The organism is Nonomuraea sp. NPDC050202 (assembly GCF_040656115.1).
Taxonomy (GTDB): domain Bacteria; phylum Actinomycetota; class Actinomycetes; order Streptosporangiales; family Streptosporangiaceae; genus Nonomuraea.
On record NZ_JBFALF010000047.1, the window covers coordinates 1 to 19935 of the forward strand.

At 70.1% G+C, this 19935-nt stretch carries 18 protein-coding genes, 1 pseudogene and 1 riboswitch; of the genes and pseudogenes, 9 read left to right on the plus strand and 10 right to left on the minus strand.

Annotation, left to right across the window (positions count from 1 at the left end; translation table 11 throughout):
• Positions 1-364 precede the first annotated feature (364 nt).
• Positions 365-2455 carry a S9 family peptidase gene (locus AB0I79_RS55385; RefSeq protein WP_357892736.1) on the plus strand — a complete coding sequence of 697 codons (2091 nt, stop codon included), beginning with the start codon at positions 365-367 and terminating at the stop codon, positions 2453-2455.
• On the plus strand, positions 2452-3450 hold the full coding sequence (gene mgrA / locus AB0I79_RS55390; protein WP_357892857.1) for an L-glyceraldehyde 3-phosphate reductase: 999 nt from the start codon (positions 2452-2454) through the stop codon (positions 3448-3450). The genes AB0I79_RS55385 and mgrA overlap by 4 nt, the downstream gene beginning before the upstream one ends.
• Here the strand turns inward: mgrA and AB0I79_RS55395 are convergent.
• A complete protein-coding gene (locus tag AB0I79_RS55395) occupies positions 3419-5794 on the minus strand; it encodes a lysylphosphatidylglycerol synthase transmembrane domain-containing protein (RefSeq protein ID WP_357892738.1) in 2376 nt (791 codons plus the stop codon). The genes mgrA and AB0I79_RS55395 overlap by 32 nt on opposite strands.
• A gap of 214 nt (positions 5795-6008) precedes the next feature.
• Here AB0I79_RS55395 and AB0I79_RS55400 point away from each other — a divergent pair, with 214 nt between their 5' ends.
• Entirely contained in the window at positions 6009-8015 is a 2007-nt protein-coding gene (locus AB0I79_RS55400) for a molybdopterin oxidoreductase family protein (protein ID WP_357892740.1), read from the plus strand.
• Here AB0I79_RS55400 and AB0I79_RS55405 read toward each other — a convergent pair.
• Both AB0I79_RS55405 and AB0I79_RS55410 read right to left on the minus strand, forming a co-directional pair.
• Entirely contained in the window at positions 8002-8472 is a 471-nt protein-coding gene (locus tag AB0I79_RS55405) for a GNAT family N-acetyltransferase (RefSeq protein WP_357892859.1), read from the minus strand. The genes AB0I79_RS55400 and AB0I79_RS55405 overlap by 14 nt on opposite strands.
• 42 nt (positions 8473-8514) lie before the next feature.
• Positions 8515-8925 (minus strand): annotated as a pseudogene (locus AB0I79_RS55410) (GNAT family N-acetyltransferase); the annotation flags it as partial.
• Between the two features lie 83 nt (positions 8926-9008).
• On the opposite strand from AB0I79_RS55410, the gene AB0I79_RS55415 reads away from it, so the two are divergent.
• Positions 9009-9461, plus strand: a complete 453-nt coding sequence (locus AB0I79_RS55415) for a hypothetical protein (RefSeq protein WP_357892742.1) — start codon at positions 9009-9011, stop codon at positions 9459-9461.
• Between the two features lie 2 nt (positions 9462-9463).
• Here the strand turns inward: AB0I79_RS55415 and AB0I79_RS55420 are convergent, their stop codons facing one another.
• The 3 genes from AB0I79_RS55420 to AB0I79_RS55430 all read right to left on the minus strand — a co-directional run bounded on the left by AB0I79_RS55420 (position 9464) and on the right by AB0I79_RS55430 (position 11105).
• Complete coding sequence (locus tag AB0I79_RS55420) at positions 9464-9844, minus strand: VOC family protein (RefSeq protein WP_357892744.1); 381 nt, start codon at positions 9842-9844, stop codon at positions 9464-9466.
• Between the two features lie 29 nt (positions 9845-9873).
• On the minus strand, positions 9874-10188 hold the full coding sequence (locus AB0I79_RS55425; protein ID WP_357892746.1) for a multidrug efflux SMR transporter: 315 nt from the start codon (positions 10186-10188) through the stop codon (positions 9874-9876).
• 34 nt (positions 10189-10222) lie between these two features.
• Positions 10223-10289, minus strand: a riboswitch (guanidine-III (ykkC-III) riboswitch).
• An 18-nt stretch (positions 10290-10307) separates the two neighbouring features.
• Positions 10308-11105 carry a methyltransferase domain-containing protein gene (locus AB0I79_RS55430; RefSeq protein ID WP_357892748.1) on the minus strand — a complete coding sequence of 266 codons (798 nt, stop codon included), beginning with the start codon at positions 11103-11105 and terminating at the stop codon, positions 10308-10310.
• Between the two features lie 102 nt (positions 11106-11207).
• On the opposite strand from AB0I79_RS55430, the gene AB0I79_RS55435 reads away from it, so the two are divergent.
• The 4 genes from AB0I79_RS55435 (at position 11208) to AB0I79_RS55450 (ending at position 15461) form a co-directional block, all read left to right on the plus strand.
• Positions 11208-13013, plus strand: coding sequence for an acyl-CoA dehydrogenase (locus tag AB0I79_RS55435; protein ID WP_357892750.1), 1806 nt, complete (start codon positions 11208-11210; stop codon positions 13011-13013).
• Between the two features lie 160 nt (positions 13014-13173).
• Entirely contained in the window at positions 13174-14112 is a 939-nt protein-coding gene (locus tag AB0I79_RS55440; protein ID WP_357892752.1) for an MBL fold metallo-hydrolase, read from the plus strand.
• A 71-nt stretch (positions 14113-14183) separates the two neighbouring features.
• The gene (locus AB0I79_RS55445; RefSeq protein WP_357892754.1) at positions 14184-14408 is read left to right on the plus strand and encodes a hypothetical protein; all 225 of its coding nucleotides are present in this window, start codon (positions 14184-14186) and stop codon (positions 14406-14408) included.
• Between the two features lie 144 nt (positions 14409-14552).
• Positions 14553-15461: an NADAR family protein gene (locus tag AB0I79_RS55450; RefSeq protein ID WP_357892755.1), complete on the plus strand. Its 909-nt coding sequence runs from the start codon at positions 14553-14555 to the stop codon at positions 15459-15461.
• Here the strand turns inward: AB0I79_RS55450 and AB0I79_RS55455 are convergent.
• The 4 genes from AB0I79_RS55455 to pdhA all read right to left on the minus strand — a co-directional run bounded on the left by AB0I79_RS55455 (position 15458) and on the right by pdhA (position 19451).
• On the minus strand, positions 15458-15751 hold the full coding sequence (locus AB0I79_RS55455; protein ID WP_357892757.1) for a Dabb family protein: 294 nt from the start codon (positions 15749-15751) through the stop codon (positions 15458-15460). The genes AB0I79_RS55450 and AB0I79_RS55455 overlap by 4 nt on opposite strands.
• A gap of 128 nt (positions 15752-15879) precedes the next feature.
• A complete protein-coding gene (locus AB0I79_RS55460) occupies positions 15880-17379 on the minus strand; it encodes a 2-oxo acid dehydrogenase subunit E2 (RefSeq protein ID WP_357892759.1) in 1500 nt (499 codons plus the stop codon).
• 12 nt (positions 17380-17391) lie between these two features.
• Entirely contained in the window at positions 17392-18372 is a 981-nt protein-coding gene (locus AB0I79_RS55465; RefSeq protein WP_357892761.1) for an alpha-ketoacid dehydrogenase subunit beta, read from the minus strand.
• Entirely contained in the window at positions 18369-19451 is a 1083-nt protein-coding gene (pdhA, locus tag AB0I79_RS55470; RefSeq protein ID WP_357892763.1) for a pyruvate dehydrogenase (acetyl-transferring) E1 component subunit alpha, read from the minus strand. The genes AB0I79_RS55465 and pdhA overlap by 4 nt, the downstream gene beginning before the upstream one ends.
• A gap of 230 nt (positions 19452-19681) precedes the next feature.
• Between pdhA and purS the strand changes: the two genes are divergently transcribed.
• Complete coding sequence (gene purS, locus AB0I79_RS55475) at positions 19682-19927, plus strand: phosphoribosylformylglycinamidine synthase subunit PurS (protein WP_185100354.1); 246 nt, start codon at positions 19682-19684, stop codon at positions 19925-19927.
• The last annotated feature ends 8 nt before the right edge of the window (positions 19928-19935 follow it).

Below are 19935 nucleotides of genomic sequence, written 5' to 3' on the forward strand. Positions count from 1 at the left end.
TCTCGCGGCCCCCGCTCGGAGGCGTTCATTTCGTCGTTGTGGTCTTAATTCTTCCAGCCGTTCAAGTCTCTGTCAAATTGACCCGACTTGCTCGATCTGCGGAAATTAATCCCTGCCCCCTTTCGGAGACAACCCCTCTAACTTACCAGCCCTTCGACCGATCTGCGAATCGATCTCCGAAGCGGCGCGCCACAGGGGATTGCCGACAAGAGAGGCACAACACACCAAAGTCACCGGAGTGAAGGAGGAGGGTTGCGCCGCACCGCGTCGGCTCCTAAAGATTAGCAGCGCCTCTCGACAGCTCGGGACGGTTCGCTCGCTTCTCCGGCAACAGAACGATCACGACCGAACATAGACTCCCCACGTGAGCAGCAACACGCCGCCAGTGGCGAAGAAGGTCCCCACGAAGCGCACCCATCACGGCGACACCGTCATCGACGAGTACGCATGGCTGAGCAACAAGGAAGATCCAGACACGACCGCGTATCTGGAGGCGGAGAACGACTTTCTCAAGCAGCAGACCGCCCATCTGGCCGACCTCCAGGAGCAGGTGTTCCAGGAGATCAAGGGCCGCACGCAGGAGACCGACCTGTCCGTGCCCAGCCGCAAGGGCCGGTGGTGGTACTTCACCCGTACCGAGGAGGGCAAGCAGTACGCCGTCTCCTGCCGGGTCCCCGCCGACAGCGACGCTCCCCCGGTGATCACCCCGGGCATCAGGCTGGACCGCGAGCAGGTGATCCTCGACGGCAACGAGCTCGCCGGCGACAGCCCCTTCTTCTCGGTCGGCGCCAGCTCCGTCACCCCCGACGGCACGATGCTGGCGTTCTCGACCGACTACAAGGGTGACGAGCGCTTCACGCTGAGGTTCAAGAACCTCGAGACCGGCGAGCTGCTCCCCGACGAGATCACCGACATCTTCTACGGCGGCGCCTGGTCGGCCGACGGCTCGGCGTTCTTCTACACGCGCGTGGACGACGCCTGGCGCCCGTACCAGGTCTACCGGCACACCCTGGGCACCCAGGAGGACGTGCTGGTCTACGAGGAGAGCGACGAGCGGTACTGGGTGGGCATCGGGCTGACCCGCAGCGAGAAGTACCTCGTACTCGCCGCCGGCAGCAAGATCACCAGTGAGGTGCGCATCCTCGACGCCGCCGACCCCGCCGGCGAGTTCCAGGTCGTGCGGCCCAGGAAGACCGGCGTCGAGTACGGCATCGAGCACGCGGGCGACTTCTTCTACGTCCTCCACAACGAGAACGCCGAGAACTTCGAGCTGGCCACCGCTCCCCTTGACGACCCCGGCACGTGGACGCCGCTGATCGCCCACCGCGAGGACACCCGGCTCCTGGAGATCGACGCGTTCTCCGACCATGCCGTGGTGCACTTCCGCCGCGAGGGCCTGACCGGCCTGCGCGTGCTCCCGTACAGCGGCGCGGGTGACACCTGGCGCGAGCGGGTGGAGGCGTCCGAGCGGAACGCGTACGAGATCGACTTCCCCGAGCCCCTGTACGACGTCGGCCCCGCCGGCAACCCCGAGTTCACGACCACGCGGCTGCGGCTGGCGTACACGAGCATGGTCACCCCGCCCAGCGTGTACGACTACGAGCTCGACTCCCACGAGCTGATCCTGCTCAAGCAGCGCCCGGTGCTCGGCGGCTACGACCGGGCCGACTACGAGCAGTTCCGCGGCTGGGCCACGGCCGAGGACGGCACGAAGATCCCCGTGTCCATCGTCAAGCGCAAGGACGCGGCCAGGCCCGCCCCGACCGTGCTGTACGGGTACGGCAGCTACGAGACCTCCATCGACCCCGGCTTCTCGGTCCCGCGGCTGTCGCTGCTCGACCGGGGGTTCGTCTTCGCGGTCGCGCACGTGCGCGGCGGCGGTGAGATGGGCCGCCGCTGGTACGAGGACGGCAAGCTGACCAGGAAGCGCAACACGTTCACCGACTTCGTGGCCGTGGCCAGGCACCTGAAGGAGTCGGGCTGGAGCGACCGGGTCATCGCCAGGGGCGGCTCCGCGGGCGGCCTGCTGATGGGCGCGGTGGCGAACCTGGCGCCGGAGGTGTTCGCGGGCGTGGTGGCCGAGGTGCCGTTCGTGGACGCGTTGAACACCATCCTCGACCCGTCGCTGCCGCTGACCGTGATCGAGTGGGACGAGTGGGGCGACCCGCTGCACAACGCCGATGTGTACGCGTACATGAAGGGGTACTCGCCGTACGAGAACGTGGACGGCAGGCCGTACCCGCCGATCCTGGCGATCACCAGCCTCAACGACACGCGCGTGCTCTACCACGAGCCGGCGAAGTGGATCGCGAAGCTGCGCGCGACCGCGAAGGGCGGGCCGTTCCTGCTGAAGACGGAGATGGGCGCGGGGCACGGCGGCCGCAGCGGGCGTTACGACGCGTGGCGCGAGGAGGCCTTCGCGCTGTCGTGGATCATCGAGAGGGGCACGTCATGACCTACCAGGCCGACGAGCGGCGCTACGAGCGTCAGCCGTACAACCGGAGCGGGCGCAGCGGGCTGAAGCTGCCGGCGGTCTCGCTGGGCCTGTGGCACAACTTCGGCGACAACCGGCCGATCGAGAACTCCCGGGCGATCCTGCGCCGCGCCTTCGACCTCGGGGTGACCCACTTCGACCTGGCCAACAACTACGGCGTGCCGTACGGCTCGGCGGAGCTGAACTTCGGCCGGATCCTGCGCGAGGACTTCGCCGCCTACCGCGACGAGCTGGTCATCTCCACCAAGGCCGGGTACGACATGTGGCCGGGCCCGTACGGCGAGTGGGGGTCGCGCAAGTACGTGCTGGCCAGCCTCGACCAGTCGCTGCGGCGCATGGGGCTGGAGTACGTGGACATCTTCTACAGCCACCGCCCCGACCCGGAGACGCCGCTGGAGGAGACGATGGGCGCGCTGGACCGGGCGGTGCGCTCGGGCAAGGCGCTGTACGCGGGCATCTCCAACTACTCGCCGGAGCAGACCGCCCAGGCCGCGCGGATCATGCGCGAGCTGGGCACGCCGCTGCTCATCCACCAGCCGTCCTACTCGATGATCAACCGCTGGATCGAGGACGGGCTGCTGGACACGCTGGAGGAGGCGGGGATGGGCTGCATCGTGTTCTCGCCGCTGGCGCAGGGGCTGCTGACGGACCGCTACCTGGAGGGCGTGCCGGACGACTCGCGGGCCGCCACCAGCCGGTTCCTGAGCAGCGACCGGATCGATCGGGACCTGGCGCGCGACCTCGACGAGATCGCGCGGACGCGCGGGCAGACGCTGGCTCAGATGGCGCTGTCGTGGGCGATGCGGGACCCGAGGGTGACGAGCGTGCTGATCGGCGCCAGCAGCGTCAAGCAGCTGGAGGACAACGTGGCGTGCGTGGACGGCCCGGCCTTCACGGAGGACGAGCTGCAGGCCATCGACAAGATCACAGAGCGTCGTTCCGCTGGAGGTAGGTGAAGGCCGCCCAGCCGGGCAGTACCGGCAGCCAGAACGTGAGCAGCCGGTACAGCAGCACCGCCGAGGTGGCCAGCTCGGGTCGCACGCCCGCGACCGTCAGGCCGCCCACGAGCGCGACTTCGACCGCGCCCAGACCACCGGGTGTGGGCGCGGCGGAGCCGATCGCGTTGGCCGTGAGGAAGACGACCGCGACGGCGGTGAAGCTGAGCGTGCCGCCGAACGCGGCCACGCACGCGTCGAGGCAGACGATGAACGCGAGGGTGATCGAGAGGGTGCCGAAGCTGGCCTCGATCATCTTGCGCGGCGACTGGAGCACGTCGAGCAGGCGCGGCAGCACGTTCGAGAAGAGCTTGCGCAGCCGTGAGGTGACCAGCCGGCGCAGCGGCGGCACGCCGAGCACGGCGACGACCAGCACCGCCACTCCGAGCAGCACGAGGACGAGGGTGCGCGACGGGGTGAACGAGGTGGGGGTGGTCGAGCCGGTGATGTAGGCGAACAGCGCCAGCAGCAGGATGTGGAAGACCAGCATGATGAGCTGGGAGGCGCCGACGCTGGCGACCGCGCTGCCCGGGTGGATCCCGCGTTTTTGCAGGTAGCGGGTGTTGATCGCGACGCCGCCCACGGCGGCGGGCGCGACGAGCTTGACGAACGAGCCCGCGAACTGCGCCAGCACCGTACGCCAGAGCGGCAGGTGCTCGGGCACGAAGCCGCGCAGCATGAACGCGGCGGCCACGTAGCTGGCGAACGAGGCCACCAGCGCCAGCCCCGACCAGGCCCAGTTGGCCGTGGTGATGACGTGGTAGACGTCCACCTGGCTGAGCTGGTAGAGCACGATGTACGCGGCGAGCGTGCTGGCGATGATGGTGATCAGGGTGCGGGGGCGGAAGCGTTCGAGGCGTACCTCTTCGACCTTGTTCTGCGGCTTGAGCGCGACGATGTGCTCGCGGATGCCGGGCAGCACGTTCTTGGCCTTGGCCAGCGCGGCGCGGGTCTCCCTGGTGAGGGCGATCTGCTGGAGCAGCGGCATGGCGGCGGCCAGCGCGTCGGGGCCCATGACGTTGGCGGCGGCGCGGACCGAGCGCTCGGGGCCGACGCGCAGCGACAGGTAGGTGAGGAGCTGGGCGACGTCGAGCCGCAGGAGCAGGTCTCCGGCGGCGACCTCGCCGCTGCGCGCGTCGGTGAGCACGACGCGGCCGTCGCGGTCGAGGTGGATGCTGTCGCCGGTGAGCCGCCGGTGCGCCAGGCGCTGGATCTGCAGCAGCTCGACCTGCTCCCAGATCTGGGCGAGCAGCTCGTCGTCGATCTCGGCGTCGGGCACCTCGTCGAGGGGCCGGGTCTCGATGTGCTCGTAGGCGAGCAGCGCGGCCTCGGTGCCGATCTCGCTGGTGCCGAGCAGGCGCGGGGTGCTGGCGCCCGCCGCCTGGGCCGCGTACGCCATGAGGGCCTCGCGTTCGAGCTCGGCGCGCAGCGACCTGATGGCGCGCCGCCTGGTCTCGGAGTTGAGCCTGATGCGCCGCCACAGCCGGTACGGCAGGCCGGCCACCTGCCGGTCGCGGTCGAGCACGGTGACGTCGAGGCTGGAGCCGTCCTTGAGGCCGATGGCGTAGCGGCGGCTGCCCTGGTGGTCGTCCTCGACGCGGCGGGCGGAGACGGGCACGAACGACAGCTTGCGCAGGGCGGCGACCACGGCGTTGCCCGGGGGGCGGGTGTTGGGGCTGCCGACGCCGTACAGGGTGGCGTAGCCGATGGCCATGCCGACCAGGACGGTGACGATGGCGCTGGGGATGGTGATCTGGCGGCCGGAGAAGAGGGCCAGGATGTAGAGCGCGATGGTGGTCCACATCAGCATCCGCCAGGTGGGGCGGCGGGAGATGCGGACGGCGGTGGAGTAGGCGATGACCGAGGTGAGCAGCGTGTTGAGCGGCTCGATGGTGCGGTCGCCGGTGAGCAGCACACGCAGGTCGTCGATGTTGCCGCCGACGAGCCACTGGCCGAGCAGGAACGACCCGGCCATGCCGACGATGGCGGCGATGAGCCCTTCCGCGACGCGCAGCCCGTCGCGGTGGAAGACGCGCTCGACCGCGAAGGCCGTGGGCACGATGAGCACGGCCGCGCCACCGAGGAAGGTGGCGATCCTGCTCAGCAGCGGCACGAGCTCGGCGCCCTCCTTGACGTCGGCCTCGAGCCCGATGAGGGTCTGCTTGGCTACCAGGGCGAGCAGGATGACCGCGCCGAGCACGATGAGCGTGGCGAAGAAGCGCAGCAGGTCGGAGGGGCGGCGCAGGCGCTGGGGCAGCAGCGGCTCCACGACGTAGACGTCGTTCTCCGCGCGCGACTCGGCCACGGCCGGCTCCCCTTCCGCGAGGCCCTCCGTGTCATCTCGTTCCCTGATATCGGCCACCGACAGCGATTCCGCACCTTCCCGTGCCGGACCATACGATCTCTGACTTCCAGTGTGCTCAATCGTCCCCGCAGTGTCGCACGGGGCAGGCTACACGCTGCACTTCCCACTGTTCACCTCTGAATTCCTGGGAGCGGGTGGACGTAGGCTGTGTCCCATGTCGGGTGAATTGAGGGTTTTGGGGGCATGTCCGCTGGACTGCCCGGATACCTGCTCCTGGGTGGTGACCGTCGAGAACGGCAGGGCCGTCAAGATGCGCGGCAACCCCGACCAGCCCTACACCCGGGGCGCGCTCTGCGTGAAGGTCAACCGTTACCTGGAGCACACCCAGGCCCGGGACCGCATCCTGTACCCGCTGCGCCGCACCGGGCCGAAGGGCTCCGGCCAGTTCGAGCGGATCACCTGGGACGAGGCGCTCGACGAGATCTCCGTACGGCTGCGCGGCATCGTCGAGGAGCACGGCGGCGAGGCCATCTGGCCGTACCTGGGCACCGGCACCCTCGGCTACCTGCAAGGCTGCGAGGGCGTGGCGGGCCGGCGGTTCTGGAACCTGCTGGGCGCCTCCAGGCACTGGCTCAACATCTGCTCCGCGGCGGGCAACGCCGGGCTGCGGCGCACGCTCGGCACCGCGGCCGGCATGGACCCGGAGAACTTCGCGCTGTCCAAGCTGATCCTGCTCTGGGGCACCAACACGCTGACCAGCGGCCACCACCTGTGGAAGTTCATCCAGGACGCCCGCGCGGACGGCGCGTACGTCGTCGCCATCGACCCCGTCCGCACCAGGACGGCCGACCAGGCCGACGAGCACCTGGCGATCAGGCCGGGCACGGACGGGGCGCTCGCGCTGGGGCTGCTCAACGTCGTGCTGGCCGAGAACGCCCAGGACGAGGAGTTCCTGGCCGAGCACACCGAGGGCTGGGACGACTTCCGCGAGGAGATCCTGCGCCACCCGGTGGAACGAGTGGCCGAGATCACCGGAATCCCGGCCGAGGCCGTCCACAGGCTGGGGATGCGGCTGGCGCACACCCGCCCGACCGCGCTGCGCGCCACGCACGGCCTGCAGCGGCACGCGGGCGGCGGCGCCGCCCTGCGCGTGATCGCCGCCATCCCCGGCGTCACCGGCGACTGGCGCCACCCCGGCGGCGGCCTCGCCTTCTCCACCAGCGACCACGTCCACCTGAACGTGGACCGCCGCGACGACCTGCTCGCGGCGCCGGTGCGCACGCTGACCATGACCAAGGCGGCCTCGCAGCTCGAATCGGTCAAGTGCTTCTGGGTGTACGCGGCCAACCCCGTCGGCTCCTCCCCCGACTCCAACGCCATCAGGCGGCAGCTCCTGCGCGAGGACCTGTTCACGGTGGTCATGGAGCACTTCCCGACCGACACCGTGGACTACGCCGACATCGTGCTGCCCGCGACCATGCAGACCGAGCACCACGACCTGCACGCCGGCTACGGGCACCTGTACCTGCTGTGGAACGAGCAGGCCGTGGAGCCGCCCGGCGAGTGCCTGTCCACGACGGAGACGTTCCGGCGGCTGGCCGCGCACATGGGGATGACCGAGCCATCGCTGTACGACTCGGACCTGGAGCTGGCCGAGCAGCTGCTGACGAGCGGGCATCCGTCGCTGGAGGGCGTCACGCTGGACAGGCTGCGCAAGGAGGGCTGGGTGCGGATGAACTACCCGCGCCCCTTCACGCCGTTCGCCGAGGGCTTCCCGACGCCTTCCGGGCGGCTGCGCTTCCCGCCGGCGGGCAAGGCGTACGTGCCGTCGTACACGGCTTCCTCCGCCGGGAGTTCGCCGTACCCGCTGACGCTCGTCACGCCCGCCTCGCACACGTTCCTCAACACGACGTTCGGCAACAACCCCGAGCTGCTGCGGCGCGCCAAGGAGCCGACGGTGCTGGTCAACCCGGCCGACGCGGCGGCGCGCGGGCTGGAGGACGGCCGCCGGGTACGCGTGCACAACGACGGCGGCGAGTTCCTGGCGAACGTGGAGATCAGCGACCGGGTGGCGGCCGGGGTGGTGGCCACGCCGAAGGGCCGCTGGCCCAAGCTCAGCCCCGGCGGCGCCAACCCGAACGCCGTCGTGGCCGAGCGGGACGCCGACATGGGCAGGGGGCCCGGCTTCCACGACAACTTCGTGGAGATCAGTCCAGTTTGAGCTTGTAGCCGACGTGGGAGGCGGTGAAGCCGAGGCCGTCGTAGAAGCGGTGTGCGTCCGTACGCGACTTGTCGGAGGTGAGCTGCACCATCGCGCACCCGCGCGTCCGCGCCCTGTCGATCGCCCAGGCGATCATCTTGCGGCCCAGGCCCTGGCCGCGGGTGGAGGCGGCGACCCTGACGGCCTCGATCTGGCACCGCTCGGCGCCCAGCCGTGACAGCCCCGCCAGGTACGTGAGCTGCATCGTGCCCACCACCTTGCCGTCACGCTCGGCCACGATCAGCTCGTCGTGGGGGTCGGCGTCGATCCGGTCGAACGCCGCCAGGTAACGCTCGTCGTTCGGGTCCCCTTCCCTCTTGGCGCCGAGCGGGTCGTCGGCCAGCATCGCCACGATGGCCGGCACGTCCTGCCTGCGCGCCTGCCTGAAGAGCAGGGAGAGCACGTAGTGGGACTCCATCAGGGCCGGGTTGGACGGCAGCGCCATCACCTTGCCGCTGGGCGTGAAGCCCTTACGGGCGTAGAGCGCGCGGGCGGCGTGGTTCCGGTCCACCGCCCACAGGCCGATCTCCTCGGCTCCCGTGGTCCTGGCCCACTCGACGGCCGCGTCCACCAGCCGGGAGCCGACGCCGTCCTTCCTGGCCTCGGGCGCCACCCACATGGACAGCAGGTGGGCCGCGCCTTCCTCCAGGCGCACGCACACCAGCCCCAGGTCCGCGCCGTCGCGCGTGGCCACCCACCAGCGCGCGTCCTGGTCCGCCAGCCGCTCCGCCCACTTCTGCGGCGGGAACTCGATCTCACGGGCGTAGGAGGAGCCGAACGCGTCCGGCGCGTCCTGCAACGCGCGCAGCCGCACCTCCCGCAGCCGCTCGCCTTCGCCCGGACCGAGGTGCACTATCTCCATATCCCGCATGCCCGAATCATGCCAGTTTCCCAGGGACAGCTCAGGGTCGGACCCCGATGCCCCCAGGGGAGGACAAAAGGCAGCATGAAGACATGAGCAACGAAATCAGTCGACGCGATGAGGTATCGCTGTCCGGCGCCGCGCTGCGCGGCGCCCCTTGGAAGACCGCTGCCATCAGCGGCGCCGTCGCGGCCGCCGTCACCTACGGCGTGGGCTGGCTCACCGGCGGCGCCGGCCTGGTCTGGTCGCTGGGCCTGGGCATCAGCCTGTTCGCGCTGGTCGCCGCGATCGGCGCGGTGTCCAAGCCGGAGGAGGGCGACCGGGTGACCCGCCAGGCGCGGATCTGGTCGCTCAAGCACCCGTTCAAGTTCGCGCTGCTGCCGGCCGGCATCGTGGCCGTGCTGAACTACCCGGTGCAGCTCGTCCTCGACGGCGAAGGGGTGTTCGGCTCGGCCTTCGACGCGCTGTGGCGCGGCGCGCTCGTCTACCTGATCGCCGGCGTGCTGACGCTCACGATGCAGGGACGAGCGCGGTCCGGCCGGTGACCCTACTGGGCCTCCCGCTCCGCAGTACTCCTGCACACGCAGAACTCGTTGCCCTCGGGGTCGCGCATGGTGACCCAGCCGGAGCCGTCGGGCTTGCGCAGATCGTCGTAGATGGTCGCGCCGAGCCCGACGAGCCGCTCGACCTCCTGGTCACGGGTCCTGCCCTCGGTGCCGTTGACGTCGAGGTGCACCCGGTTCTTGACGGTCTTGCCCTCGGGGACGCGGATGAACAGCAGGAACGGGTCCTGGTGGGTGCGGAGCATGACCTCGTCGTCGCCCGGTTTGTCTCCTTCGCCCAGGGGCAGTCCGGTGGCCTCGCTCCACCAGCTCGCGATGGCGTACGGGTCGGCGGCGTCGATGGTGACGGCATGAATCTCGATCATGAATCACACAATAGACACCGCCAAAGCTGTTAAGCCAGTGTCTTGAGCCCGATGACCCCGGCCAGGATCAGGGCGATGGAGACGAGCCGCGCCGGCGACACCTCGTCACCCATGGCGATCATGCCGAGCAGCGCGGTGCCGGCCGCGCCGACGCCGGTCCAGACGGCGTACGCGGTGCCGACCTCCAGCGTCTTGAGCGCGTACGAGAGCAGGCCGAAGCTGAGCACGGCCGTGACCAGGAACGACAGCGTCCATCCCAGGTGCGAGAAGCCGCTGCTGAGCTTGAGCGACAGGGCCATGGCGACCTCGAAGAGGCCGGCCAGAACAAGGACGATCCACGCCACGAGATGCACTCCCTGAGAGACGAGACTGACTTGGAGTGCGTCGTCTTGGCGTACCGGGTACGGCGCGTCTCGTCCGGGAGCTCAACCGCTCATGAGGGTGAACGCGCAGGACAGGCCGGTCATTCCCACCAGATCGTGACCCAGCGGTCGCGCGGCACCGGCCACATGCCGAACTCCGCCGCCGTCCGCGCCACCTCCTCCGCCCGCGAGGGGTCGAGACACACCCTGCGCACCGCGCTGGCGGCCAGCTCCTCCAGCGACGTGAATCGTTCCAGCGGGGCTTCCCTCTCCTCCACCCGCACGGTGAAGCCGAGCGCCGCCGCCAGCGCCACGCAGTCCTCCGCGATGGGCCGCACCGGCCGGTCGACGCCGTGGAAGTGCTGCCACAGCGGCGCCATCCAGCTCATCGGGTGGCGGTGCGGCAGCTCCAGGACCACCCGCCCCTGCGTGCGGGCGTCCAGCGCGAGCAGGAAGTCGGCCAGGTCGGGCACGTTGTAGACGACGTGCGCCGCCACGGCCGCGTCGGCCATCGGCACCTGGTCGCAGACGTCGGGCCAGCGGCCCTCGACCGTGGTGACCGGCACGCCCAGCTTCTCCGCCCTGGCCGTCAGCCCTTCCAGCATGGAGGCGGAGGTGTCGACCGCGTAGAGGTGGCCGATGCGGGCGTGCAGCGGCAGGGAGGCCGCGCCGGGACCCGAGCCGACGTCGAGCAGCGTGCCCTTCTCGGGCAGCGCCTCGGACAGGCGGGTCATGGTCGGGCCGTCGTCGGGCTCGGCCAGCGCCCTGTCGGTACGGGTGCCGAACCTCTCGGGCGAATGACTCCACGGATCCGCGGGGGCCTTGGCCAGGATCTCGTCCGGAATCGCCCACGACTCCAGGCGCTCCCGCCACCGGGCGGCGAGTTCTGCGGCGTCCATGGAGACGAGCATGCCACGCATATGACGGGTTACCCGCGGGTAGCATTTCAGAGTAAGGTTACTCACCAGTAGAAATGCCTCGGTTCAAGGAGATCGACGCCCATGGGCCACTACCAGAGCAACGTGCGTGACCTGGAATTCAACCTCTTCGAGGTCTTCGGGAGAGGCGAGATCCTCGGCACCGGGCCCTTCTCGGAAGTGGACGAGGACGTCGCGCGCAGCGTGCTCGACGAGATGAACCGGCTCGCCACCGGAGTGCTCGCCGACTCCTTCGAGGAGGGCGACAGGAACCCGCCGGTGTTCGACGCGGCCACCTCGACCGTCAAGATGCCCGAAGGCTTCAAGAAGTCGTACAAGGCGCTGGTCGACGGCGGCTGGGCGCACCTCGACCTGCCCGCCGACCTGGGCGGCCCCGGCATCCCGCGCACCCTGGCCTGGGCCACCGCCGAGATGGTGCTGGGCGCGAACCCCGCCCTCTACATGTACGCGGCCGGCCCCAACTTCGCCTACACCCTGTGGAAGCTGGGCACGCCGGAGCAGAAGCGCTTCGCCGAGCTGGCCATCGAGCACAGCTGGGGCGCCACCATGGTGCTCACCGAACCCGACGCGGGCTCCGACGTGGGCGCCGGGCGCACGAAGGCGGTCCGCCAGCCCGACGGGACCTGGCACATCGAGGGCGTCAAACGCTTCATCACCAGCGCCGAGCACGACATGTCCGACAACATCTTCCACCTCGTGCTGGCCCGCCCCGAAGGCCACGGCCCCGGCACCAAGGGCCTGTCGATGTTCCTGGTGCCGAAGTTCCACGTGGACCTGGAGACCGGCGAGCTCGGCGAGCGCAACGGCGTCTACGTCACCAACGTCGAGAAGAAGATGGGCCTGAAGGTCTCCACGACCTGCGAGCTGACCTTCGGCGACAAGCACCCCGCGATCGGCTGGCTGGTCGGCGAGGTGCACGAGGGCATCAAGCAGATGTTCATGGTGATCGAGCACGCCCGCATGATGGTCGGCACCAAGGCCATCGCCACGCTCTCCACCGGCTACCTGAACGCCCTTGAGTACGCCAAGGCCCGCGTCCAGGGCGCCGACCTGGCGAAGATGGCCGACAAGGCCTCGCCCCGGGTGACCATCACCCACCACCCCGACGTGCGGCGCGAGCTCATGCTGCAGAAGGCGTACGCCGAGGGCATGCGGGCGCTGGTGCTCTACACGGCCACGTTCCAGGACACCCTGCTCATCGACCCGGACGACCGGCACGCCGCCGCCATGAACGACCTGCTGCTGCCCATCGTCAAGGGCGTCGGCTCCGAGCGGTCGTACGAGCTGCTCTCCCGCTCCCTGCAGACCCTCGGCGGCTCCGGCTACCTGCAGGAGTACCCGATCGAGCAGTACATCCGCGACGCGAAGATCGACTCCCTGTACGAGGGCACGACCGCCATCCAGGGCCAGGACCTGTTCTTCAGGAAGATCCTGCGCAACCAGGGCGCCGCGATCGGCGCGCTGCTGGCCGAGATCAACGAGTTCGCCGGGTCCGAGGCGGGCAACGGGCGGCTCAAGGAGGAGCGCAAGCTGCTCGCCGAGGCCGCGGCCGAGGTCAAGGCCATGGGCGACACCATGGCGGGCTGGGCGCTCGGCTCGCTGGAGGCGCCCGAGGAGGTCTACAAGGTCGGGCTGAACACCACCAGGCTCCTGCTCGCGCTCGGCGACCTGATCATCGGCTGGCTGCTGCTGCGCCAGGCCGAGGTGGCCCTGGCCAGGCTGGCCGAGGGTGAGGACCCGTTCTACCAGGGCAAGGTGGGAGCCGCCTCGTTCTTCGCCAAGACCGTGCTGCCCCGGCTGGCCGCCGAGCGGCGCGTGCTCGCCGCCACCGACCTGGAGCTGATGGAGCTGCCCGAAGAGGCCTTCTGAGCCACACCTCGCCGCCACCCGCGGCAGTCACACCGGCAGGGCGCCCGACCGCGTGCGGGCGCCCTGCCGTTCTGTGCGCGTCCCTCGGCGTCAGCCGCTCGGCCGTCCTGTGCGGCGCCCTGTCCTGAGCCGCTCGGTCGTCTTGTGTACGTTCCTTGGCATGAGCTCCTCCGCGCATGATCATCCCCTGCCGCCGCCGCGCGTCGAAGAGGTGTCCGACGGCGTCTACGCCTACCTGCAGCCGGACGGGAGCTGGTGGATCAACAACACCGGGTTCCTGGCAGGGCGGCGCGGCGTCGTCGTCATCGACGCCTGCTCGACCGAGCGCCGCACGCGCGCCTTCCGCGAGGCCATCGGCAAGGTCACCGGCCGGCCGATCACCACGCTGGTCAACACCCACCACCACGGTGACCACACCTTCGGCAACTGGCTGTTCCCCGAGGCCACGATCGTCGGGCACGAGGGCGTGCGCGAGCAGATCATCGCCGACGGCGTGCCCGCCTACCGCGCCGCCTGGTCGCCCGAGGTGGAGTGGGGCAAGATGGAGCCGACCCCGCCGTTCCTCACCTTCACCGACCGGATCACCCTGCACTCCGACGAGCTGCGCTGCGAGGTACGGCACGTCGGGCACGCCGCCCACACCACCAACGACTCCTACGTGTGGATCCCGGAGCGGCGGCTGCTGTTCGCCGGCGACCTGGTCTTCAACGGCGGCACCCCGTTCGTGCTGATGGGCTCGGTGGCCGGGGCGCTGCAGGCCATCGAGCAGTTGCGGGAGCTCGGCGCGCGGACCATCGTGCCCGGGCACGGCGAGGTGTGCGGGCCCGAGGCGTACGAGCCGGTCGAGGGTTACCTGCGCTTCGTCCAGGAGACCGCCAGGCGGGGCAAGGAGGCGGGCCTGACGCCGCTGGAGGCCGCCAGGGAGACCGACCTCGGCGAGTGGGCGGGGCTGCTCGACGCGGAGCGCATCGTGGGCAACCTGCACCGCGCCTACGCCGAGCTCGACGGGCAGCCCCTGGGCGCGCCGATCGACCTGGTCGCCCCCGTACTCGACATGATCACCTACAACGGCGGCCGGCCCCTGTCGTGCTTGGCGTGAGATGCGACGGGTGTGATCCGCGATAGCCGGGTATGACCGAGGCTGTACTCGCCGTTTGCCTGGAGGTCGTCATGGGTGTCGGGGTAAGCATCTTCTTCCTCACGCTTGGCGCCATCCTGAGGTTCGCGATCGACCCTGACGTGTTCGGGCAGAGCGTCCGCATGGACGTCATCGGCCTCATCTTCATGATCGTCGGCGGCGTGGGCGTGGTGCTGAGCATCGTGCTGGCCCCTCGCCGGGGCCAGACCTCCGACAACAGGCTGATGCACCGCGAGAACAACCCGCCTGATCTCTGAGCGGCCGGGCGTCCAGGCTTCAGCCGTGCTGAACCGACCCTGACCGACCTGGAGGAGCTGCGCCGCCACCTGGAGACGGGGTGGGTCGCCACGTCGATACCGCGCGGGGCGCAGGCCTCGGCCGACCACCTGGCGTCGTGGCGGATGGCCAGGACGTCGATGCACATGACGGCCGAGGGCCTCCTGGGGGAGGTGGCCGACGCCATCGATGAGCTCAACGGCCGCCCCGACTCCTCCGAACGGTGCTGGCTGGCGATCGAACGCTACATGGAGACCAGGTCCGAGGACGACCTGCGCGCGCTGCGGGAGGCCTACCTGGCCGTTCCGGAGCTCGAACGGCAGTACGTCCTGGGCGACATGGGCAGCAAGGACCTTCCGCTCGTGGACCTGATGGCAGAGCCGGGCGAAGCGATGCCGCAGGGGCCCGGCGACCCCTCGACCGTGACCGAGGAGGACCGGGAGGAGGCGATCGCCTACTTCGAGGAGGTGCTGAGCCATCGGAGCGAGCCACGACCACCCTGGCGAGCCGATGACCTCGAGCCGGTCGAAGCAGGCGCGATCACCCTCTACGAGGCCGTCCATCCCCGGGGGCGGCCGGAGGATCCCGGCGTGGCGGCGCTGCGCAACGAGTACCCGGCGGAGATCGAGGTGGGGGGCGTGCGGTACCCGACGGTCGTCCACGCCTACTGGGCGCTGTCCACCGCCGATCCGGCGGCACGGGAGCGGATCGCCGCGGCCGCGCGGCCGTACGACGCGGAGAGCCTCGCCAGGGAGACGGCCCGCGTCGAGAACTGGGCGAACGTGCGGGCCGCCGTCATGGCGCGGCTGCTGCGCGCCAAGTTCGCCCAGCATCCGCGGCTCGCGGAGATCCTGCTCGGTACGGGCACCGCGCGCCTCCACTACAGCGGGGCGGCCTCGGACTACTGGACGACCGCGGGGAGCCGGGGCCGCAACTGGATGGGCCGCCTCCTGGAGCTGGTCAGATCGAGCTCCAGGCCGATCAGGCCACGGAAGGCCGATCAGGCCACGGAAGGCCGATCAGCGACGGGCTAGAGGCTGAGCTGTACGGCGGCGCGGGTCGCGAGGATCGGCTTGATGTAGTCGGCGATCACCTTCTGGTGGTCAGGGTGGTCGCGGTAGGTCAGGTAGCCGTCCACGTCGTCGAAGTCCGCCACCACGGCGTACTCGTGGTTGCCCTGGTTGAGGCCCGCGTCCGCGCCGACCGTGTAGGAGCGCAGCTGCGGGATGAGGCCGGGGAGTTTGCGCAGCTCAGCCGTGACGGCGGCCTTCTGCTCGGCGGTCGCGGTCTCGGTCCAGGTGAACAGCACGATGTGGCGAATCATATTCGCCACCTTATCGAGGTATCTGATGAGGCCCTGGTCGCTCTGACCTCAGTGGGTGCGGGCGTCCCCCGCCGTACGGCGATCGCCGGGAGAGGGGTCCTCCCGGCGGTCGCCGTACTCCATCGGGCCTAGCTCCAGGCGAGCATGCGGAGAGGGTCCTCCAGCATCGCGCCGACGTCCGCGAGGAAGAGCGAGCCCAGCTCGCCGTCGATGATGCGGTGGTCGAAGGAGAGCGACAGGGTCGTCACCTTGCGCACCGCCAGCTCGCCGTCCACGACCCACGGCATGTCCCTGATCTGGCCCACGGCGAGGATGGCGGCCTCACCGGGGTTGAGTATCGGCGTGCCGGTGTCCACCCCGAAGACGCCGACGTTGGAGATGGTGATGGTGCCGCCGGACATCTCCGCCGGTTGGGTGCGTCCCGCTCTGGCCGTCTCCGTGAGCTGGGCCAGGGCGGTGGCCAGGGCGGGGAGCGACAGGTCCTGGGCGTCCTTGATGTTGGGGACCATGAGGCCGCGCGGGGTGGCGGCGGCGATCCCGAGGTTCACGTAGTGCTTGATCACGATCTCCCCGGCCTGCTCGTCCCACGCCGAGTTGATCAGGGGGTGGCGTTTGACCGCCGTCAGGACCGCCTTGGTCACCAGGAGCAGCGGAGAGACCTTGACCTGCGCGAAGTCGGCCATGGTGCGCAGGCGCCGCACCGCCTCCATGGTGCCCGTCATGTCCACCTGGAGGAACTCGGTGACGTGCGGGGCGGTGAAGGCGCTGGTGACCATGGCCTGGGCGGTCGCCTTGCGTACGCCCTTGACGGGGATGCGCTCCTCACGGAGGACCGGGGCCGCCGCGGGCGCCGGTTCCTCGGCCGGGGCCTGGGCCGCCGCGTGCACGTCGTCGCGGGTGATCGAGCCCTGGGGGCCCGTGCCCGTGAGGGACGCCAGGTCCACGCCCAGGTCCTTGGCCAGCTTGCGGACCGGGGGCTTGGCCAGGACGGCTATCCGGCTGGGCGTCGCAGGCGTCGCGCCGGGCTCCGGCGTACCAGGGGCCGCCGGGGACGGGGCCACCGGGGACGGGGCCGTGGAGGGTGGTCCGTCCACCTCCACGCGGGACGGGTTGGCCACCGGGTTGGCGGCGATGCCCGGGGACTGCTGCTTGCGGGGGCGGCGCTTGGTGGCGCCGGTCTTGACGCCGTAGCCGACCAGGACCGCCTGGCGTTCCTCCTTGGGGGCCGGGCTGCCGTGGGCACCGGGTTCCACCGCGCCCTCCGCCGGCGGCTTCGGGACCATGTCGTCGGCCAGGGCGGCGAGGTCGCCCGAGGCCTGGGCCGGTGTCGCGGCTCCGGAAGGCACCCCCGTGCCGGTGGCGCCGGCAGGGGCAGGCGCGCCGCCCTCCTCGGCGGTGTCGACGGCGATGATGGGGACGCCGACGTCGATCGTGTCGCCCTCCTCGGCCATCAGGCCGGCCACCACCCCGTCCCACGGGATGGGCAGCTCGACGATCGACTTGGCCGTCTCGATCTCCACCACGATCTGGTTGACCTTGACCGCGTCACCCGCCTTGACGTGCCAGCGGACGATCTCGGCCTCCGTCAGCCCCTCACCGACGTCAGGAAGCTTGAACTCGCGTCGCATCGCGCAACCCCCTCAGTACCCGAAGGTCCGGTCGACGGCGTCGAGCACCCGGTCCAGGTCCGGCAGGTAGTGCTCCTCCAGCTTGGACGGGGGGTAGGGGGTGGAGAAGCCGCCGGCACGCAGGACGGGCGACTCCAGGTGGTAGAAGCACTGCTCGGTGATCCGGGCGGCGAGCTCGGCGCCGAAGCCGCTGTTGACGGGGGCCTCGTGGACGACCACGACCCGCCCGGTGCGGCGTGCGGAGTCCATCACGACGGGCTCGTCCAGCGGGTTGAGCGAGCGCAGGTCGATGACCTCCAGCGAGCGGCCGTCGTCCTCGGCCGCCGTGGCGGCCTCCAGGCACGTCTTGACCATGGGACCGTAGGCCAGCAGCGTGACGTCGGACCCGGGGCGGACGACCTTGGCGGCGTGCAGTGGGGGCCACCAGTCGGTGGAGGAGGTGTCGATGTCGGCCTTCTCCCAGTAGCGGCGCTTGGGCTCGAAGAAGAGCACCGGGTCGTCGCTGCGGATGGCCTGCTGGATCATGGTGTACGCGTCGGCCGGGTTGGAGCAGGCGACGACGCGCAGGCCGGCCGTGTGGGTGAAGTACGCCTCCGGCGACTCGCTGTGGTGCTCGACCGCGCCGATGCCGCCGCCGCAGGGGATGCGGACGACGACCGGCAGCTTGATCGCGCCCAGCGAGCGCATCGGCATCTTGGCGAGCTGCGTGATGATCTGGTCGGCGGCCGGGAAGACGAACCCGTCGAACTGGATCTCGCACACCGGCCGGTACCCGCGCAGCGCCAGCCCGATCGCGGTGCCGATGATGCCCGACTCGGCCAGCGGCGTGTCGATCACGCGGTCCTCGCCGAAGTCCTTCTGCAGCCCGTCGGTGACGCGGAACACGCCGCCCAGCTTGCCGACGTCCTCACCCATGATGAGGACCTTGGGGTCGTCCTCCATGGCCTTGCGCATGCCCTCGTTCAGGGCCTTGGACAAGCTCAGCACAGTCACTTCTCGAACCCCTCCAAGTACGCGGCGAACTGGGCGCGCTCCCGGTCGATCAGGGCGTGGGGCTCGCGGTAGACGTGGTCGAAGATGTCGAGCGGCTCGGGGTCCGGCATGGCCAGGCAGCGCCTGCGCAGGTCCGCGCCGAGCTGGTCCGCCTCGGCGTCGATGGAGTCGAAGAAGGCCTGGTCGGCGTGCTCGTTCCTGAACAGGTACGCCTTGACCCGCTCGATCGGGTCCTTGAGCTTCCACGCCTCCAGCTCGCTGGCCACGCGGTAGCGCGTGGGGTCGTCGGTGGTGGTGTGGGCGCCCATCCGGTACGTGAACGCCTCGATGAGCGTCGGCCCCTGCCCGGTACGGGCGGCTTCGAGCGCCTTGCGGGTCACCGCGAGGCAGGCGAACACGTCGTTGCCGTCGACCCTGATGCCGGGGAAGCCGAACCCGGAGGCCCGCCGGTAGAGGGGGATGCGGGTCTGCTTCTCCAGCGGCTCGGAGATGGCCCACTGGTTGTTCTGGCAGAAGAACACGATCGGCGCGTTGAACACGCTGGCCCAGATGAACGACTCGTTCACGTCGCCCTGGGAGGTGGCGCCGTCGCCGAAGTAGACGATGGTGGCGGCGCTCGCGTCGTCGCGCTGGATGCCCATCGCGTAGCCGACCGCGTGCAGGGTCTGGCTGCCGATCACGATCGTGTACAGGTGGAAGTTGTGCTCCTTGGGGTCCCATCCCCCGTGGTTGACGCCCCTGAACAGGCCCAGCAGCTTGACCGGGTCGACGTCGCGGCACCACGCCACGCCGTGCTCGCGGTAGGTGGGGAAGGCCATGTCGGTGTCGGTCAGCGCGCGGCCGGAGCCGATCTGGGCCGCCTCCTGGCCCAGCAGCGAGGCCCAGATGCCCAGCTCGCCCTGGCGTTGCAGCGCCACCGCCTCCAGGTCGATGCGCCGGACGAGCACGAGGTCGCGGTAGAGCGACCGGACCTCCTCCGGGGTCAGATCGATGTCGTAGTCGGGATGCTCGACCCGCTCGCCCTCGGGGGTGAGCAGCTGGACGAGCTCAGGAGATGCTCCCGAGGCGTCTATGGTCATGCGCCACTCCTGCTGGTCAGGGGCCGGACTATGGATGGGGTTGCCACCTTAGGCCAGCCTTACCTAACGACGAACCGGTAGGTGGTGGTTCGTACGCGTTCGGGGCCATCGTGGCAGACGTCACAGCCCTGTGCGCAAGCCCCATGTCCTCCCCGTTCCCGTTGTAGTGGCAGCCACACGCGCCGGTAGGCTGTGCTTCCCATCCACCCACCGCTCCCAGGAGGAACGCAGTGGCCCGCGTCATCGTGGACGTCATGTTGAAGCCCGAGATCCTCGATCCGCAGGGCCAGGCCATCGCCAGGGCGCTGCCCAGGCTCGGCTTCTCCGGCGTCTCAGCCGTGCGCCAGGGCAAGCGCTTCGAGGTCGAACTCGACGGCCCGGCCGACGAGGCGGCGCTCGACGAGGTGCGCAAGATGGCGGAAACGTTGCTCGCCAACACGGTCATCGAGGACTACAGCGTCCGCGTCGAGGGCTAAGGCACATT

Bases quoted from the DNA above. Each gene is read 5' to 3' on its own strand.
- mgrA (WP_357892857.1), top strand. From the start codon at position 2,452: ATGACCTACCAGGCCGACGAGCGGCGCTACGAGCGTCAGCCGTACAAC.
- AB0I79_RS55400 (WP_357892740.1), top strand. From the start codon at position 6,009: ATGTCGGGTGAATTGAGGGTTTTGGGGGCATGTCCGCTGGACTGCCCG.
- AB0I79_RS55405 (WP_357892859.1), bottom strand. From the start codon at position 8,472: ATGGAGTCCCACTACGTGCTCTCCCTGCTCTTCAGGCAGGCGCGCAGG.
- AB0I79_RS55415 (WP_357892742.1), top strand. From the start codon at position 9,009: ATGAGCAACGAAATCAGTCGACGCGATGAGGTATCGCTGTCCGGCGCC.
- AB0I79_RS55420 (WP_357892744.1), bottom strand. From the start codon at position 9,844: ATGATCGAGATTCATGCCGTCACCATCGACGCCGCCGACCCGTACGCC.
- AB0I79_RS55430 (WP_357892748.1), bottom strand. From the start codon at position 11,105: ATGGACGCCGCAGAACTCGCCGCCCGGTGGCGGGAGCGCCTGGAGTCG.
- AB0I79_RS55435 (WP_357892750.1), top strand. From the start codon at position 11,208: ATGGGCCACTACCAGAGCAACGTGCGTGACCTGGAATTCAACCTCTTC.
- AB0I79_RS55440 (WP_357892752.1), top strand. From the start codon at position 13,174: ATGAGCTCCTCCGCGCATGATCATCCCCTGCCGCCGCCGCGCGTCGAA.
- AB0I79_RS55445 (WP_357892754.1), top strand. From the start codon at position 14,184: ATGGGTGTCGGGGTAAGCATCTTCTTCCTCACGCTTGGCGCCATCCTG.
- AB0I79_RS55450 (WP_357892755.1), top strand. From the start codon at position 14,553: ATGGCCAGGACGTCGATGCACATGACGGCCGAGGGCCTCCTGGGGGAG.
- AB0I79_RS55455 (WP_357892757.1), bottom strand. From the start codon at position 15,751: ATGATTCGCCACATCGTGCTGTTCACCTGGACCGAGACCGCGACCGCC.
- AB0I79_RS55460 (WP_357892759.1), bottom strand. From the start codon at position 17,379: ATGCGACGCGAGTTCAAGCTTCCTGACGTCGGTGAGGGGCTGACGGAG.
- pdhA (WP_357892763.1), bottom strand. From the start codon at position 19,451: ATGACCATAGACGCCTCGGGAGCATCTCCTGAGCTCGTCCAGCTGCTC.